Annotated in this window: 17 protein-coding genes; 11 read left to right on the top strand and 6 right to left on the bottom strand. The window is 36.2% G+C overall.

Annotation, left to right across the window (positions count from 1 at the left end; genetic code table 11):
* Positions 1–228: 228 nt before the first annotated feature.
* From BXY82_RS00355 to BXY82_RS00315, 9 genes are all read left to right on the top strand, one after another.
* The gene (locus BXY82_RS00355) at positions 229–1,155 is read left to right on the top strand and encodes an ABC transporter ATP-binding protein (protein WP_133756203.1); all 927 of its coding nucleotides are present in this window, start codon (positions 229–231) and stop codon (positions 1,153–1,155) included.
* Between the two features lie 3 nt (positions 1,156–1,158).
* Positions 1,159–2,472: an ABC transporter permease gene (locus BXY82_RS00350; RefSeq protein WP_133756202.1), complete on the top strand. Its 1,314-nt coding sequence runs from the start codon at positions 1,159–1,161 to the stop codon at positions 2,470–2,472.
* 7 nt (positions 2,473–2,479) lie between these two features.
* A complete protein-coding gene (locus tag BXY82_RS00345) occupies positions 2,480–3,322 on the top strand; it encodes a mechanosensitive ion channel family protein (protein ID WP_133756201.1) in 843 nt (280 codons plus the stop codon).
* Between the two features lie 4 nt (positions 3,323–3,326).
* Complete coding sequence (locus tag BXY82_RS00340; protein ID WP_133756200.1) at positions 3,327–4,211, top strand: hypothetical protein; 885 nt, start codon at positions 3,327–3,329, stop codon at positions 4,209–4,211.
* Between the two features lie 2 nt (positions 4,212–4,213).
* Entirely contained in the window at positions 4,214–5,377 is a 1,164-nt protein-coding gene (locus BXY82_RS00335) for a sigma-54-dependent transcriptional regulator (protein ID WP_133756199.1), read from the top strand.
* A 6-nt stretch (positions 5,378–5,383) separates the two neighbouring features.
* The gene (locus BXY82_RS00330; protein WP_133756198.1) at positions 5,384–5,938 is read left to right on the top strand and encodes a hypothetical protein; all 555 of its coding nucleotides are present in this window, start codon (positions 5,384–5,386) and stop codon (positions 5,936–5,938) included.
* A 53-nt stretch (positions 5,939–5,991) separates the two neighbouring features.
* Entirely contained in the window at positions 5,992–6,870 is an 879-nt protein-coding gene (locus tag BXY82_RS00325; protein WP_133756197.1) for a PPK2 family polyphosphate kinase, read from the top strand.
* Positions 6,871–6,966: 96 nt separating this feature from the next.
* The gene (locus BXY82_RS00320; protein WP_133756196.1) at positions 6,967–8,370 is read left to right on the top strand and encodes a M20/M25/M40 family metallo-hydrolase; all 1,404 of its coding nucleotides are present in this window, start codon (positions 6,967–6,969) and stop codon (positions 8,368–8,370) included.
* 8 nt (positions 8,371–8,378) lie between these two features.
* The gene (locus BXY82_RS00315) at positions 8,379–8,843 is read left to right on the top strand and encodes a type II secretion system protein GspG (protein ID WP_133756195.1); all 465 of its coding nucleotides are present in this window, start codon (positions 8,379–8,381) and stop codon (positions 8,841–8,843) included.
* A 72-nt stretch (positions 8,844–8,915) separates the two neighbouring features.
* Here the strand turns inward: BXY82_RS00315 and BXY82_RS00310 are convergent, their stop codons facing one another.
* The 3 genes from BXY82_RS00310 to lysA all read right to left on the bottom strand — a co-directional run bounded on the left by BXY82_RS00310 (position 8,916) and on the right by lysA (position 12,212).
* Positions 8,916–9,689, bottom strand: coding sequence for a DUF1206 domain-containing protein (locus BXY82_RS00310; RefSeq protein ID WP_133756194.1), 774 nt, complete (start codon positions 9,687–9,689; stop codon positions 8,916–8,918).
* Between the two features lie 172 nt (positions 9,690–9,861).
* Positions 9,862–10,899 (bottom strand): AI-2E family transporter, encoded by a 1,038-nt coding sequence (locus tag BXY82_RS00305; protein WP_133756193.1) that lies wholly within the window; start codon positions 10,897–10,899, stop codon positions 9,862–9,864.
* A gap of 101 nt (positions 10,900–11,000) precedes the next feature.
* Positions 11,001–12,212 (bottom strand): diaminopimelate decarboxylase, encoded by a 1,212-nt coding sequence (gene lysA, locus BXY82_RS00300; RefSeq protein WP_133756192.1) that lies wholly within the window; start codon positions 12,210–12,212, stop codon positions 11,001–11,003.
* Between the two features lie 239 nt (positions 12,213–12,451).
* Here lysA and sucC point away from each other — a divergent pair, with 239 nt between their 5' ends.
* The gene (sucC, locus tag BXY82_RS00295) at positions 12,452–13,642 is read left to right on the top strand and encodes an ADP-forming succinate--CoA ligase subunit beta (RefSeq protein ID WP_133756191.1); all 1,191 of its coding nucleotides are present in this window, start codon (positions 12,452–12,454) and stop codon (positions 13,640–13,642) included.
* A 109-nt stretch (positions 13,643–13,751) separates the two neighbouring features.
* On the opposite strand, the gene BXY82_RS00290 is transcribed toward sucC, so the two are convergent.
* Both BXY82_RS00290 and BXY82_RS00285 read right to left on the bottom strand, forming a co-directional pair.
* Positions 13,752–14,012, bottom strand: a complete 261-nt coding sequence (locus BXY82_RS00290; protein ID WP_133756190.1) for a DUF1456 family protein — start codon at positions 14,010–14,012, stop codon at positions 13,752–13,754.
* A gap of 49 nt (positions 14,013–14,061) precedes the next feature.
* Positions 14,062–14,871 (bottom strand): alpha/beta hydrolase, encoded by an 810-nt coding sequence (locus tag BXY82_RS00285; protein WP_133756189.1) that lies wholly within the window; start codon positions 14,869–14,871, stop codon positions 14,062–14,064.
* A 264-nt stretch (positions 14,872–15,135) separates the two neighbouring features.
* Here BXY82_RS00285 and BXY82_RS00280 point away from each other — a divergent pair, with 264 nt between their 5' ends.
* On the top strand, positions 15,136–15,537 hold the full coding sequence (locus tag BXY82_RS00280; protein ID WP_133756188.1) for a TerB family tellurite resistance protein: 402 nt from the start codon (positions 15,136–15,138) through the stop codon (positions 15,535–15,537).
* Positions 15,538–15,740: 203 nt separating this feature from the next.
* On the opposite strand, the gene uvrB is transcribed toward BXY82_RS00280, so the two are convergent.
* On the bottom strand, positions 15,741–17,744 hold the full coding sequence (gene uvrB / locus BXY82_RS00275) for an excinuclease ABC subunit UvrB (RefSeq protein WP_133756187.1): 2,004 nt from the start codon (positions 17,742–17,744) through the stop codon (positions 15,741–15,743).
* Positions 17,745–17,934 lie beyond the last annotated feature (190 nt).

Below are 17,934 nucleotides of genomic sequence, written 5' to 3'. Positions count from 1 at the left end.
TATTTGAGTATCACTAATATTTTTAGTGATAATTTTTCTTTTTCATAGCAATTTTTTCCCATCCTTAATTTTTTAAGGGTGGGTTTTGTTTTTATAGGCAATTTTAGTTTGAAATTTTTTAAAGGAGATATTGCATTTCGGTTAAAAATTTGAGTGTATTGGCGTTTCTGAGTTCTAACATTTAATATCTTTACACATCTTTAAACTGTACTTTTCAAACCTTATTTTATGAACAACTTGTTGGTTGCTAATTCTGTTTCTAAGAGTTTTGGAGACTTTAAGGCATTAAATAATGTCTCTATTGAAGTTTCTAAAGGAAGCATCTTTGGGCTTCTTGGCCCTAACGGCGCAGGTAAAACCACACTTATCAGGATTATCAATCAAATTACTATGCCCGACGCTGGCGAAATTCTTTTAGATGGTTTGCCGCTAAAGCCACATAATATTAGAGATATAGGCTATCTGCCGGAAGAACGCGGTCTCTATAAATCAATGAAAGTTGGAGAACAGGCTATTTATTTAGCGCAGCTTAAAGGACTTACCAAACAGGAAGCTAAAGAACGACTTAAATATTGGTTTGATAAATTGGATATCGGCGATTGGTGGCATAAGAAAATTCAAGAGCTCAGTAAAGGGCAGGCCCAAAAGATTCAGTTTATTGTCACCGTTTTACACCGACCAAAATTATTGATTTTTGATGAGCCGTTTTCGGGTTTTGATCCTATCAATGCGTCTCTGATTAAAGATGAGATTTTACAGTTGAGAGATGAAGGTGCCACTGTAATTTTTTCCACACATCGTATGGAATCTGTAGAGGAACTGTGTGATCATATTGCACTTATCCATAAATCTAACAAAGTGTTGGACGGAAAATTAACAGATGTGAAGCGTCAGTTTAAGACCAACACCTTTGAAGTAGGTTTGCAAGCTGGAAATCCGGAATTGGTTAAGAAAGCCATTCAAGAACAATTTGAAGTATTTCCTGCCACATTTAAAAATTTGAGTGATGATATAAAAATGAATATTAAATTGCCTCAACATACATCGCCTAATGATTTGTTAAGTTTTTTAACCTCCAAGGCTGAAATTCATCATTTTGTTGAGGTCATCCCAAGTGCAAACGATATCTTCATTCAAACTGTAAAAAATAACTAAATAATGAATCATTTACCGCTGATCATTAAAAGGGAGTATTTGAATAAAGTGCGCAACAAGTCCTTTATCGTAATGACATTCTTAAGTCCGATGATCATGATTGCACTGATTGCCGTTGTTGCATACTTATCTCAGATGAACAATGATAAGCAGCGTACCATTTCAATCTTGGATGAAACAGGATTGGTTGCTGATGTTTTTGAAACATCTGAATTTACGACCTATACCATTATCAATTCCATGCCCATTGAGGGAGCTAAAGAATTAGTTAAGGCTAAAAACGACTTCGGATTGTTGTACATTAAAAAAAGTTCAGATTCCATTAATGTCGTAGAGTCTGTTAATTTCTTTTCAGATGATTCGCCATCATTAACCATAATTTCTGGATTGGAGCGTAAAATTGAAAAACGTCTGTCAGATATTAAACTACAAAATGAGGGTGTTGATATAGCTCAAATTTTAGCGTCAAAAACGAGAGTTAATATTGCTCAAGAAACATTTGAAGGAGAGAAAACCTCAAAAGTTGATAGTTATTTAAAATTAGCTTTTGGAGGTGCTGCAGGATATTTGTTGTTCATGTTTATTATTATTTATGGTAATATGATCATGCGTAGTGTTATTGAAGAAAAGACCAGCCGGATTATTGAAATCATCATATCTTCTGTAAAACCAATCCAGTTAATGATGGGAAAAATCATCGGAACTTCATTGGCAGGCGTCACCCAATTTATTATTTGGATAATTTTAGGAGGTGTACTGTTATCTGTAGTCTCAGCAATTTTTGGCATTGATATCATGCAGATGCAAACGCCCCAGCAGGAAATGATGAACCAAGCAATGTCAAATTCAGATGCTCAAAATATGGCTCAGGAGTTAATAACTGGGTTTGTCAATTTGCCAATTTTGAATTTATGTGTGGCCTTTTTATTTTTCTTTATTGGTGGTTATTTGTTGTATAGCTCCCTATATGCGGCTATCGGTGCAGCAGTTGATAATGAAACAGATACACAACAATTTATGATGCCTATTATCATGCCTCTTATTTTAGCGGTATATGTAGGTGTTTTTACAGTTATTGAAGATCCGCATGGTACGGTTTCTACGGTATTTTCATTTATTCCTTTTACTTCTCCAGTGGTTATGTTAATGAGAATCCCGTTTGGTGTTCCAATATGGCAGCAGTTATTGTCGTTTGCCATATTAGTTGGCACATTTACATTAACTGTATGGTTTGCGGCAAAAATCTATAAAGTAGGTATTTTGATGTACGGTAAAAAACCGACTTACAAAGAATTATTCAAATGGTTGAAGTATTAAAAAATCTATGGAAGAGCTTAAAGATTTTCTGAATTTATCAATTCATTTTAGCAAAGATATTGTCATTAGCGTACAAGATATTATAGTACTAGTTGTGGTTTTATTTATCGCCACAATAGTGCTCCGGCTGATCAATAAATTTATTACAAGAAATCTACCTTTACCAAACAAGAAAAAGTTCAACACCGTATTTTCTTATGGTCGATACTTGATTTATGTGATTATCTTATTTATCATGCTGCATTCATTTGGAGTACCCGTAACTGGTGTTTTTGCTGCCTCAGCGGCGCTATTGCTGGGAATTGGGTTGGCACTCCAAACCTTGTTTCAGGATATTATTTCAGGTGTTTTTATTTTGGTTGACCAAACGGTCCATGTTGGCGATATTATTGAGTTGGACGGAAAAATTGGACGGGTAGATGAAATTAAATTACGGACCACGAGGGCCACAACTGCAGATAATAAGGTGTTGGTAATTCCAAATCATTTCTACTTAACCAATAGCCTTTACAACTGGACACAAAATGGGGCTACTACTAGAGAAAATGTAACTGTTGGTGTGGCCTATGGAAGTGATGTGCAACTCGTCAAGAAAATTTTATTGGAAGTAGCCAGAAATCATCCAGCTGTTTTGGAAACACCAGAGCCCGCCGTTTTATTTACCGATTTTGGAGAGAGTTCATTAAATTTTAAAGTGGCCTTTACAATAAATGATAGTTTTAATGCACGTTTTCCTCAAAGTGATATGCGCTTTGAGATTGATAGATTATTTAGAGAACACAAGATTAGTATTCCGTTCCCACAACGAGATATTCATATCATAAGCGGTTCATCTGAAATTAATTCTTAGGCTTATGTCGCAACGCATAAAAATCACCATTGTTTTTTTGATACTGTTGTTAATCAGTACAAATTTATCAGCGCAAACATCAGATCTATTGAGAATTGAATACTTGCATCTTCCTAATAATAGTACTCAAAATTCGGTAAATAGATTTAGAGGACTTTTTCAATTGCCTTTAAAATTAAAAAACAATGGTTATCTTGTTGTAGGAGGCGACTATCGTTACATCGCCCTCAAATTTGACGACGTTCCTTTTAATACCACCGACCTTAATTCTATACAAACAATTGAAGGTTCTATTGGGTATCTGCATAAAATGAAGGATAATGATTGGTATTATGGATTTAAAGTAGGGATGCGTTTGGCATCTAATTTTAATTCTAAGCTGGTATCTGATGATTATTTGTATCTTGTTAGCACCTATGCTATACGGGATCGTACTAAGGAAGGAACAGCAGACAAACCGAATAGGTTGGTTTTAGGCTTAGATTATTCAACAACACCAGGCCGGAATTATCCGTTGCCTATTCTCAATTATTATAGAGAGTTCCATCCTAATTGGACGTACACCTTGGGGGTTCCAAAAACGAATGTGCGTTATAAATTTGACGACTCCAATCATGTACAGGCATTTGTAACCTTAGACAATTTTTTTGCCAACCTCCAAGAAGCAAAGTTACTCAATGGGAAACGCGCAGAAAACATATCCCAAACTATTATTCTAGGCGGATTGGGTTATGAACATTATTTTACGGAACACCTTTTGTATTATGGGTATGCCGCTTATAGTATTTCCAATGATTATAGATTGAGAAATAACAAAAGAGATGATATTTATACCATTGATGATAAAAATACACTCTATTTTAGAACAGGTTTAAAAATTAAATATTAAAAATGTCAAAAATATTAGTCATAGAAGACGAAGCAAGCATCAGAAGGGTATTGGTTAAAATTCTTTCTGAAGAAAACGATTCCTATCAAGTAGAAGAGGCTGAAGATGGTTTGGTGGGGATTGAAAAAATAAAAAAGGAAGATTATGATTTGGTCCTCTGTGATATTAAAATGCCAAAAATGGATGGTGTAGAGGTGTTAGAGACCGTAAAGAAAATTAAGCCAGAAACGACAATGGTGATGATTTCTGGGCATGGCGATTTAGATACCGCTGTCAATACGATGCGACTTGGAGCATTTGATTACATCTCCAAGCCACCTGATTTAAACAGGCTTCTTAATACGGTAAGAATTGCTTTAGATAGAAAAGAACTTGTTGTAGAAAACAAGATGCTCAAGAAAAAAGTGGGGAAAAACTTTGAAATGATCGGAGAAAGCAAAGCTATTTCCCACATTAAGGACATGATTGAAAAAGTAGCTGCTACTGAAGCTAGAGTTTTAATAACTGGGCCAAACGGTACAGGTAAGGAGCTTGTAGCGCACTGGCTTCATCAAAAAAGTGATCGTTCCAAAGGGCCTCTTATTGAAGTAAATTGTGCTGCGATTCCTTCCGAGTTGATTGAAAGTGAATTGTTCGGACATGTAAAAGGCGCTTTTACCAGTGCTGTAAAGGATAGAGCTGGAAAATTTGAGGCTGCCAATGGCGGAACTTTGTTTTTAGATGAAATTGGCGACATGAGTCTTTCTGCCCAAGCCAAAGTATTGCGCGCACTTCAGGAAAGTCGTGTACAACGCGTAGGTAGTGATAAGGATATAAAAGTGGATGTTCGTGTTGTGGCGGCTACCAATAAAAACCTTACTAAAGAAATAGAAGAGGGCAGATTTAGAGAAGACTTGTACCATAGGTTGGCTGTAATTTTGATACAGGTGCCACCATTAAATGATAGGCGTGAAGATATTCCGTTATTGATTGAATATTTCGCGAATAAAATAGCCGCTGAGAATGGTACTGCAGCAAAAAGTTTTAGTGATAAGGCCATAAAACAATTGCAAGACTATGATTGGACGGGAAATATCAGAGAGTTACGTAATGTTGTGGAACGTCTCATCATCCTTGGTGAGAAAGAAGTCAGTGAAAATGATGTCAATCTATTTGCTTCAAAATAAACAAAAATGATTAAACTGACCCAATATAACAGAAGAGCGCTTTACGGAGGTATTATTTCTGCTATAACCATGGGTCTGGGTGCCTATTTTATGGGTAATATTAGTGGGTATGAAGCTAAGGTCCTCATCAAATCATCATTGCCCGGTATCAATACCTTGTGTAACACAATAGCCTTAGCATCTGCCACCATTTTGGCGCTATTGCTTACCTTGCTTAGTGTAAGTTCAAGTACAAAATCCAAACTCACCAAAGAACATTACACACATATTTTGCTCATTGCCAAAATAGATACAGCTGTATTTATATTTTCCATTATATTTTTTCAATTTTTAAATATTCCCATAACTGAAGCTGATAATGTACCCAGTACGTGGTACACCACCATCTATTATGTAAGTTTGGCATTGTCGTCCATATTGAGTGGTGGGTTGATTAGTGTGGTGTTGATGTTATTTAACGCGGTAAGTAGTATGATTAAAATTGTAGGATTGGAAGTAAAAGATCACCCACTAATGATTCAAGATGATGAAGCTATAGAAGAAGATCAATCTAATGATTAAGCAAGATAAAAGTCATAAGTAGCTTAATACCGATATTCTTAAACAAAAATTTTATGAAAGCCATTAATACCGAAGATTTTAAAATTACAGAAGTTATTAATATTGAACAATTACAAACAAGTCTCGATTTAAACGCTTCAAAGGAAAATTTGAAGGACGGACTCAAAGATGTTCGTAAAAAATTAGGAAAAATTCAAGACAAGATGTACGCCCACGGAAAATATGCAGTCTTGGTGTGTTTACAGGGCATGGATACAGCCGGTAAGGATAGTTTAATTCGCGAGGTTTTTAAAGATTTTAATTCTCGCGGTGTCGTAGTGCACAGCTTTAAAGTGCCAACGAGTTTAGAACTCAAACATGATTTTTTATGGCGTCATTATATTGCCCTCCCTGCACGTGGAAAATTTGGTATTTTTAATCGCACCCACTATGAAAATGTGTTGGTTACTAAAGTACATCCATCTTATATTTTAAATGAAAATATTCCAGGAATTGACGCCGTAGAAGATATTGATGATAAGTTTTGGAGCAGACGCTTTGAGGATATCAATAATTTTGAAAAACATCTGGCAGATAACGGTACGTTAATATTTAAATTTTTCTTGAACATTTCAAAAACAGAACAGAAGAACAGACTGTTAAGACGTCTGGATCGTGAAGATAAAAACTGGAAATTTTCACCAGGAGATTTAGAAGAACGTAAACTTTGGAATGACTATATGGAATGTTACCAAGAGATACTGAATAGAACTTCAATGCCTCATGCGCCATGGTATGCTATTCCTAGTGATGATAAAAAAATAGCACGTTATTTAGTGGCGCGAATACTTCATGATACGTTAAAGACTTATAAGGACATTAGAGAACCTGAATTGGATGACGATATTAAGGCCAACATTGAATTGTATAGAGAACAATTAAGAAACGAATAATCCCCTTTAACTATGCAGCAGGACCGATTTTTAAACAGTTCATACAGTCTGATCTTAAGGGTTGCCGAAAGCTTATAATCACAATTAATACCGTTTATGAAATACTTCAACTTCATCTTCTTACTGGTTTTGACACTAGAAATTTCAGCCCAGTCAGATGCTGAAAACATTAAAAAAATTTATAGCCAATCTTTAACTGATGGAAAAAGTTATGAATGGTTACGCCATCTGTCAAATAATATCGGGGCCCGACTTTCAGGCTCCTATGGAGCAGAACAGGCGGTTGCTTACACAAAAGAAGAGTTAGAAAAGTTAGGGTTAGATAAGGTCTGGTTGCAACCGGTAATGGTACCTAAATGGATAAGGGGTTTGCCAGAATTTGCATATATAGAAACCAAACAGGGAAAAACAACACATGTTAATATTTGTGCCTTGGGTGGCTCTGTTGAAACACCCAATGGAGGCGTCCGTGCACAAGTTGTTGAGGTGATGGGTATTGATGAACTTAAAGCTCTAGGGAAAGACAGAGTGCAAGGTAAGATTGTGTTTTTTAACCGACCGATGCAAGCAGATTTGATAAATACTTTTGAAGCCTATGGTGGCTGCTCAGATCAGCGGTATTCTGGCGCTTACGAAGCAGGAAAATTAGGGGCTGTTGGGGTGATTGTCCGCTCATTGAATTTGAGGTTGGACGATTTTCCGCATACCGGTAGTATGACTTATGCCGATTTGCCAGTGTCCCAACGCATACCTTCAGCTGCAATTAGTACAAATGATGCCGAATTGTTGAGTACGATGTTGGCATTAGATCCGTCATTGAGCTTCTTTTTTAAGCAAAATTGCCAACAGTTGGATGATGTCCTATCTTATAACGTAATCGGCGAAATAACAGGGTCAGAATTTCCTGAGGAATATATTGTTGTGGGTGGGCACTTAGATTCCTGGGATCTGGGAGATGGTTCTCATGACGATGGCGCAGGAGTGGTACAGTCCATGGACGTATTGCGATTATTAAAAATAAGTGGCATCACACCTAAACGGAGCATTAGGGTGGTCTTGTTTATGAATGAAGAGAATGGGCTCAGAGGAGGTAAGAAGTATGCTGAGATTGCTAAATCTAAGAACGAGAAACACATCTTCGCACTAGAAAGTGATTCAGGCGGCTTTACGCCTCGTGGCTTCTCATTTGACTGTAGTGATGCCCAGTTCCAAAAGGTTCTAGGTTGGAAAGAATTATTTAAACCCTATCTGATACACTACTTCGAAAAAGGCGGAAGTGGTGCTGATATTGGACCTCTAAAGTCTGATGGAATTGTGTTGGCGGGTTTGAGACCAGATTCTCAACGTTATTTTGACCATCATCACGCGGCAAATGATACATTTGATGCGGTCAATAAACGAGAGCTTGAGTTAGGAGCGGCAACTATGGCGTCTTTAGTATATCTTTTCGATACGTATGGCACTGCTGTTGAAATTACTAATGACACTTTTAAGGACTAAATTATCTAATGGGAGGTATTGCTGAGGTCTTAGCCGAAATTCTAATGATTTTCCAAGATTTTAAATTTTGGATTAAGAGACGTCAACAGCGGGATTGCGTGAAAGAATCTGAACATCAAAAAAAGAAATTCTGGGCGCCCACAAAACATATTGTTCTTATACTTCTAATTATCATTCCGTCATTGTTTTTTGTACGGATATATCTGTTTTTGAATGGCAATTCAGAAAAGCAGACACTCAAAAAGTTGAATGAGGTGGTGTTACTATTAGGGCATGAAAAACAAACTAATGGAACGTATCCAGAACAGCTCAACTCCATTATGAGAAACAATCCATTATTAAGGGATGCGATTACGGACCATTGGAATCGTGAGTTTGAGTATTGCCGTCAGGATTCAGGCAAATCCTATCACATATTTTCCAAAGGAAAAGATGGAATTTCTGAAACAGAAGATGATGTCATTTTAAAATAGGGGGCCAGCGCTCAATTTCCTCTTATGTGCCTGTAATTAAAGCCTACCACCATCTCCACTAAAAAATTTCCATCACATATTAATGTATAAATACTTAGCTTTAACAAACATATACAATCCATAGCACAAGAGTCCAACAGACACAACACTTAGGACTATACCTCCAAACTTATGGTTCAGGAAATGAAAGGCATCTGTTATTTTGCTCAGTTCATCATTTCTAATCGTAAGACCCGTCCTAGCGGTTAAGAACGCCATAATACCAAAAACGACTGCACGGGCCAAGTGACCTAGGACACCAAATTTTAATAAAGTAGATTTCGATTCTTTAGGCATTTTTGAGGATTGCACATCTTCTTTAAAGCGATTAGAGAGAATGAAGTATATTTCAAATACACATTTTCCGGCTAAAATCAATCCCAAAATGACAGATATTAAACTACTGTATTGCGAGTTTAGAAGTGCAACTATGACATCCTGATTAGTCTCATAGTCACCTCCTAAGAAAATTTTTATAGCGATAAAAGCCAATGATCCGTAAAATACACCACCTGTAAAATAACCAGCGCGTTTGAGGAGACCATTAAAAGTGAACCCCAATTCTCGCGTATCAAAAAAAGTTTGATACAATCTCCAGAAAACATAACTGCTTAAGCCAAGAGCTATGACAGCTAATAAGACTTTTCCTAAGGGTTGATTGGCTAAGATCATTATGGCGCCTCTGGTTCCAGTTTTTTTTCCACCCCAATTAAATGCCGACAGGCCAGTCATTACCCCAATAATGATATACACCACTCCCATAGCAATTAATCCAAACCTCGCTATTTGTTCTTTATTTATATCCATGCCCGGTCAGGTTTATGATATTTAATAAATACTATTCCTTTTTAACTTCCAATTTAAAGGGTGAACGGATGACCTTTTTTTACAAAAAGTTGTTCCAATATATTGTGGGGATGCTAAATTGATTTAAGACAGATGGGGTTGGTCTTGATGCTAGTAAATCCGTTCAGGAAAACTAAAGAATTTTTCGTTTGCTAGAAGGCAATGCTTTCCCATATTCCTTTTTGTAAATGCTCACCAGCGCTAAGAAGAGACTGATTAATAAAGGCCCGAAAATTAACCCAATGAAACCAAAAATTGGAACCCCTACAATCACGCCTATTAAAGTAATTAATGGATGAACATCATCTAATTTTTTTAATACATAGAGTCTGATAATGTTATCAGTAGACCCTACCACAACAAAACCGTAAATCAAAATGGCCCATGCCTGAAATGTATCTCCAGAGGAAAGGCTAATTAAAAATACGGGAATAATACCAATGAGGGTTCCCACAAAAGGAATCATAGAACCTATGGTAACAATGACAAACCAAAAGAAAGGTTCGTCTATACCAAAAATTAAAAAACCAATGAGCGCTATGACACCCTGTGCAATTGCCACTAACGGAATGCCGATGGCGTTAGATCGCACCATGGTTTGAATTTCATTGCCAATTTCTTTGAGATTGACGTTATCTATTGGGATATATGCCGTTAAGGACTCTCGCAATTCTCGTCTATTGGTCAGCATGTAGTACAACATAAAGTACATTAAACCAATGGCTATAAAAGCATTAAATGTGCCTCCTACAAGGTTCTGTAAATTTTGGGACACCCAACTTGTAATAGCGGCCGTATCAATGTTTGAGCCAATGTCATAGCCTACATAATGCTGAATACTAGACAATTGTTCTTTAAATGCGGTAACTACCTGCTCACTATTATTAACGGCTCTTCCTATTTTATTGCTTAACATCCAAACAATGCCTGTAAGTGGAATGAGAATGCCAACAAATGAAATCAGCATAATTAATAAAGCTGCCAAAGTGGGATTCCACTTTTTACGTTTTACCAAAGTGGCCATCCATTTTCTAAACAATATATAGATGGTTATGGCTCCAAGCACACCAGTTAAATACGGGAGTAATTCTATAAATATTAAACTACCCATGAATAACATGAGCAGAATTACAAAAATTTGTCTAATTAATTTTGGTGGTATAGAATTCATTAAATGGCGTTATAAAATATTGGCACACAGTAATATTTAAAAAAATAAAGATACTATAAGTTTGCTAAATTCTTTAAATAATACGATCACACATGCAATAGTTATGAACCCAAATCAATTTCTACTTGGTTATGGGTAATATCATCAAAAGTCTCACGTTTTCTAATCAAATGGGCTTTTTTATTATGCCATAATACTTCAGCAGGTTTGTAACGGGAGTTGTAATTGCTCGCCATACTGAAGCAATACGCCCCTGCATTTTGAAAACTAAGGATATCCCCTTCACTAATTTCGTTAATCCGTCTATTATTTGCGAAGGTGTCCGTTTCACAGATATAGCCCACTACAGAGTAAAAGCGCTCACGTCCATTAGGATTGGAAATGTTAATGATTTCGTGCTGAGACCCATAAAGCATTGGCCTGATAAGGTGATTAAATCCTGAGTCAATTTGTGCAAAAACAGTAGACGTGGTTTGTTTGACAACATTTACTTTAGTCAAGAACACACCAGCCTCACTTACCAAAAATTTACCAGGCTCGAAAGCCAAAGTCAATTCACGACCATATTTTTTACAGAAAGTATTAAAACGTTTTGTTAACTTTTCACCTAACTCTTCAATGTTTGTTTCAATATCACCTTCTTTATAAGGAACTTTGAATCCGGAACCAAAATCTATAAATTCCAAATCCTTAAAGTGTAAGGCGGTATCAAATAGGATTTCACTAGCGTATAAAAACACATCAATATCAAGAATGTCACTTCCAGTATGCATGTGGATGCCATTTATATTCATCTTGGTGTTTTCAATGATGCGCAATAAATGAGGAATTTGATGAATTGAGATTCCGAACTTGCTATCAATATGGCCTACAGAAATATTAGTATTACCTCCAGCCATTACATGTGGATTAATCCTGATGCAAACTGGCGTTTTTGGATGGCGTGTACCAAATTGCTCTAGGATGGAAAGATTGTCAATATTAATTTGCACACCTAATTGTGCCGCCATCTCGATTTCTTCAAGAGACACACCGTTTGGGGTATAGATAATTTGTTCAGGAGAAAATCCTGCTTTCAAGCCTAATTTTACTTCTTGAATTGACACAGTGTCCAGTCCAGATCCAAATGTCTTAAAAAGTTTTAAAATGGATATGTTGGACAATGCCTTAACTGCATAATTTATTTTTAATGACTTGACCTTACTAAATGCAGAAGTTAAGCGTTTGTATTGAGCTTCAATTTTTTCTGAATCATAGACATAAACTGGACTTTCGAAGTCTTTAGCAATTTGTAATAAGGTTTTTTGTTCCATTTTTTATGAGAATTTTTAAGAGCGGTAAATCTAAATCCTTTTTTTTATTCAAGCATAAAGAAAACCCTAAAAATAACATATCCTATTATATAATGATTTAAGCCATAACAAACAATACTTAAATTTATTGGTTAAAACATTTATGTTGATTACTTTTGTGCTGCATAAAAATAGAGATTTCCGCTTAGTCTGAAACATTTTCAGAAACTTAATAACGGAACAATTATATACTGATCAATATGAATTTACACGAGTATCAAGGAAAAGATATTTTAAGCAGTTTTGGAGTGCGTATCCAACGTGGTATTGTCGCAAAAAACGCTAATGAAGCTGTTGCTGCAGCAAAACAATTGACCGCAGAAACCGGAACCGGATGGCATGTGATCAAAGCACAGGTTCATGCAGGTGGACGTGGAAAAGGTGGCGGCGTTAAGTTGGCCAAAAACCTTAAAGAGGTAGAAGAAATTGCAGGACAGATTATCGGAATGCAGTTGGTAACACCTCAGACTTCAGCAGAAGGAAAAAAAGTACACCAAGTTTTGGTTGCAGAAGATGTTTACTATCCTGGTGAGACTGAAACTAGCGAATTTTATGTGTCTGTACTTTTAAATAGAGGAACTGGACGTAATATGATTATGTATTCTACGGAAGGTGGAATGGATATTGAAACAGTTGCAGAAGAAACACCACACCTCATTTTTACAGAAGAAATTGATCCAGCCACAGGCATCTTGCCTTTTCAAGCAAGACGCGTTGCGTTTAATTTAGGTCTTGAAGGTACCGCGTTTAAAGAAATGACCAAGTTTGTCACAAATTTATATACAGCATACGTAAAATCTGATGCCTCTTTATTTGAAATCAATCCTGTATTGAAAACAAGTGATAATAAAATTATGGCTGTGGATGCTAAGGTGACTATCGATGATAATTCTTTATTTAGACATAAGGATTATTTAGATTTACGTGATTTACGCGAAGAAAGTGCTATTGAAGTTGAAGCAGGTGCTTTAGGTTTAAATTATGTTGACTTAGACGGAAACGTTGGTTGTATGGTTAACGGTGCAGGACTTGCAATGGCAACTATGGATTTAATTAAGCAAGCTGGTGGTGAACCAGCAAACTTTTTAGATGTTGGTGGTACTGCAGATGCAGCACGTGTTGAGGCAGCATTCAGAATTATTTTGAAAGATCCAGCAGTTAAAGCTATCTTGATCAATATCTTTGGTGGAATTGTACGTTGTGACAGGGTGGCACAAGGCGTTATTGATGCATATAAAAACATGGGCAATATTGAAGTGCCAATTATAGTACGTTTACAAGGTACAAATGCTGATATCGCTAAAAAATTGATAGATGATTCAGGCTTGGATGTTATGAGTGCTACTGAGTTCCAGGAAGCGGCTGATAAAGTACAGGCGGTTTTAGCGTAACGAGCTATTTAATATTAAAAGACCTCACAGGATGTAATAAACCTTGTGAGGTCTTTTTTTTGATTATAGTTTAAACATCATGAAGAATTCATAACTGGTTTGCATTGTCTTAGTCTTTCTTTTTTTTGGGTTTTGGTTTGTCTCCTTTTACAGGTTTAGGTCCGCGCAAATGAATGACTAAACCATTTAGAAAGTTGCGCAAAATCTGATCGCCACACTCCATATAATTGGGATGGTCTTCCTTTCTGAAAAAAGCACCAAGTTCGCTTTTTGAAATTCTAAAGTCTACAAGCTCTAGGATCTTAATAATTTCATCATCTCTCAATTGCAGTGCGACGCGCAGCTTTTTAAAAATATCGTTATTTGTCATTGTAAGGGTCTATTTTATAATTGAAACATTTTTATTTGAGTACTATGGATTACTGCTTACGTGTTAACCATTTATAGGCATCCGGAAAATTTTCTCGCCAAAGAGTCTCATTGTGCTGACCTCCTTGAATTGTGATCTTCATGAAATGGCTTTTGGTAACGCCTTTTTGCATTAAGAGTGCTACCATTTTATCAAGTTCTGTAATCATTGTGTCACTCTCCTCAGAACCTGCAAGAAAATAGAATCGTGAGGTAGCTGGGATATTCGATTTTGAAACCGCATCATATATATTATGGTTAAACCAAAATGAAGGTGAAAAGACACCCGCATTGCCAAACACTTCAGGATGTTTTATTACAGCGTAAAAAGATAAAAGCCCTCCCAAAGACGAACCAAAAATAGTGGTGTTTTTAGAATCTGGCTGAGTTCTATATGTTGAATCAATATAAGGTTTTAAGGTGTTTATTATAAAACCTAGGTATGTGTCGGCATTGCCACCCCCATACTTCTCATTGGCGTAGGGCGTTAATTCGTCCATACGTTTCTCATTACCATGTTCAATACCAATTATTATAGATGTATCATCAGCAATGGAATCTAAGTGTTCATCAATTTGCCACTCACCTGCAAAAGAAGTTTCTGCATCAAAAAGATTTTGGGCATCATGCATATAAACGGTAGGGTAGTGTTTGGAATTTTCTGAATACTTTTTGGGTAAATAAATCCAAATTTTTTTGTCAGACTGTAATTGTGGGGCCTCAATTGTAAATGTACTGACTCGTGAGGAGACGGTCTGTTGACCATGTCCAAGAAGGCTATAGGTTAAACCTACTGTTAATAGTAATTGTTTAAATGTCATGGCCACACGATATAATTTAGATAACAAATTTATGAATTCATAAGGATTACACGGTTTAAAATTGAGAATTGATGTTGCAAATAGCGCATTTAATATTAAATATCATAACTTATTAGTAAACAGAGTGTTATCTAGGTGTGGTGTATGAAATCAAAATAACCACGTTGAATTGCACATTATTTTTCGATAAGTTACTAATTATCAACGATTATCAAAATTTAAATAAGCCTAACTTTATAATGACAAAAATAGATTCCATCTGTTATGATAAACCGTATAGAAAAATTGAGTCTCCTTTCGGAAATGATTGCATTTGCTCAGACTGACGCATCCATCAAATCCATCGAATATAAATTTCTTTTAGGTGTTGCCAAACAATTAGAGATATCTCAAGATGACTTTGATTATTTATTTGAATCACCTGTTAGTTATGTCCATTTAAAATCGCACAGTGAACGTATTGTGCAATTTCATAGACTGGTCTTGTTAATGAATATAGATCAAGAAATCACTACAAAAGAACTGGTGAAACTGCATAATTTTGGATTGCGAATGGGATTAAGCCATGAATCCATAAATCGTGTGTTGGATTTAATGGAAAGTTTCCCCAACAAAATTGTCCCACCAGATTTTCTTATTGATATTTTTAAGATTCAGTATAATTGAATTGGCAATTAGCAGTTTTCAGTTGACAGTTTGCAGTCGGCAGTATGCAGCTGGGTCTCATTAATAATTCTAATTTGAAGTAAGATTAATTAATAGACTCAGGGACTTATTGGTAAAATGATATATACTTCAGTCTTCAGTCTTCAGTCTTAAGTCTTGAGTCTTCAATCTTCAGTCCTCAAACCTCAAATCTCAAACCCACATCACATTTTCAACTCCTCCAATTTGCTTTGATAGGCCTTAATATCATCCCTAAGCTGTGCAGCAATAATAAAATCTAATGCTTTTGCCGCTTGTTCCATCAACTTTCGCTTTTCGCGAATTTTCTTCTCTAATTGATCTTTTGTCAGATATTGGCTCTCAGGTTCCGCTGCCTTTGCAGCTTCAATTTCATAACTATATGTGCTAACTGAGTTCTTGGCCAAAATACTGTCTAAACTCTTGTTCAGTGCAGTTGGAGTAATGTTGTGCTTGGCATTATAGGCCATTTGCTTTTCGCGTCTGTAGTTGGTATCATCAATGGTTTGTTTCATACTACTCGTAATCTTGTCCGCATACATAATTGCTTTACCATTTAAATGTCTTGCAGCCCTACCAACGGTTTGAGTTAAGGACCGATTGGATCTTAAAAAGCCTTCCTTATCGGCGTCTAAAATAGCCACTAAGGAGACTTCTGGTAAATCCAATCCCTCACGCAGTAAGTTCACACCAACTAAAACATCAAAGAGACCTTTGCGCAAATCTTGCATAATTTCTACGCGTTCCAATGTATCCACATCACTGTGAATATAGCGAACTCTAATTTGAATCCGGTCTAGATATTTGGTCAATTCTTCGGCCATACGCTTTGTTAAAGTGGTAACTAAAATCCGTTCATCTTTTTCTACACGTTGGTGAATTTCATCAATCAAATCGTCTATTTGATTCAAGCTAGGTCTTACCTCTATAACAGGGTCCAATAAGCCCGTAGGACGAATTAATTGTTCCACATACACACCATCACTTTTTTCAAGTTCATAATCGGCCGGAGTGGCACTCACATAAATGACCTGGTTTTGCAATGCTTCAAACTCTTCAAACTTAAGAGGTCTATTATCCATGGCTGCGGGCAATCGGAAACCATAATCCACCAAGTTTTCCTTGCGACTTCGATCGCCACCATACATGGCATGTACTTGAGAGATGGTGACGTGACTTTCATCAACCACCATTAAATAATCATCAGGAAAATAATCCAATAAACAGAACGGTCGTGTGCCCGGTAACCGGCCATCCAAATAGCGCGAATAATTTTCAATACCAGAGCAATAGCCCAATTCTCTAATCATTTCAAGATCAAACTCTGTACGTTCTTTTAATCGTTTTGCCTCTAAATGCTTACCGATATCCTGAAAATAATCATGTTGTTTGACTAAATCATCCTGAATTTCCTTTATGGCGCCTTGAAGGACTTCAGGAGAAGTCACAAACATATTTGCCGGAAAAATATTGATCCGATCATACGTTTCAATAACTTTATTGGTTTGGATATTGAAGGCTTCAATTTCTTCAATTTCATCGCCAAAAAAGTGAACGCGTACACCATAATCGGCGTAACCAGGAAAAATATCTACCGTATCACCTTTAATTCTGAAATTTCCATGATTGAATTCAGATTCCGTTCTCGAATAGAGGCTTTGCACTAATTTATGAAGCAGCTTAGTTCGAGAAATCACTTCATCTCTTTTAATGGTGATGACATTTTTTTGGAATTCAACAGGGTTTCCTATACCATACAAACAAGAAACAGAGGCAACAACGATAACATCCCGTCTGCCAGAAAGTAGGGAAGATGTTGTGCTTAAACGCATCTTCTCAATTTCTTCATTTATGGACAAATCCTTCTCTATATAAACCCCAGACACGGGGATGTAAGCTTCGGGTTGGTAATAATCATAATAAGAGACAAAATATTCGACCGCATTGTCTGGAAAGAATTGCTTGAATTCAGAATACAATTGTGCTGCCAAGGTTTTATTATGTGCTAACACTAAAGTTGGGCGTTGTACTTCTTCAATAACATTGGCCACCGTAAAGGTTTTACCAGACCCTGTTACCCCTAATAATGTTTGATATTTATCATTATTCTCAATGCCACGTGAAAGTTGTTTGATGGCTTGAGGTTGATCTCCAGTGGGCTTAAATTCTGATTTGATTTTGAACTTCATTTTGCAAATTTAACCAAAGTTTTTTGAAGATAAACCCCAATTTTAAAATACCTATAGTCAGTGTTTTAAGTTGGTGTAGAACGATCTTTTGGATTAATAAATAATGCATTAAGGTTAATTGAAAATTTGATTTCAGACTAAATTTATGCCACCTTACTTTTGGATTTTAACTAAACTATTAATAAAGACA

It is taken from the genome of Gelidibacter sediminis (genome assembly GCF_004364975.1).
Lineage (GTDB): Bacteria > Bacteroidota > Bacteroidia > Flavobacteriales > Flavobacteriaceae > Gelidibacter > Gelidibacter sediminis.
This window is presented reverse-complemented; position numbering and strand designations above follow the sequence as displayed.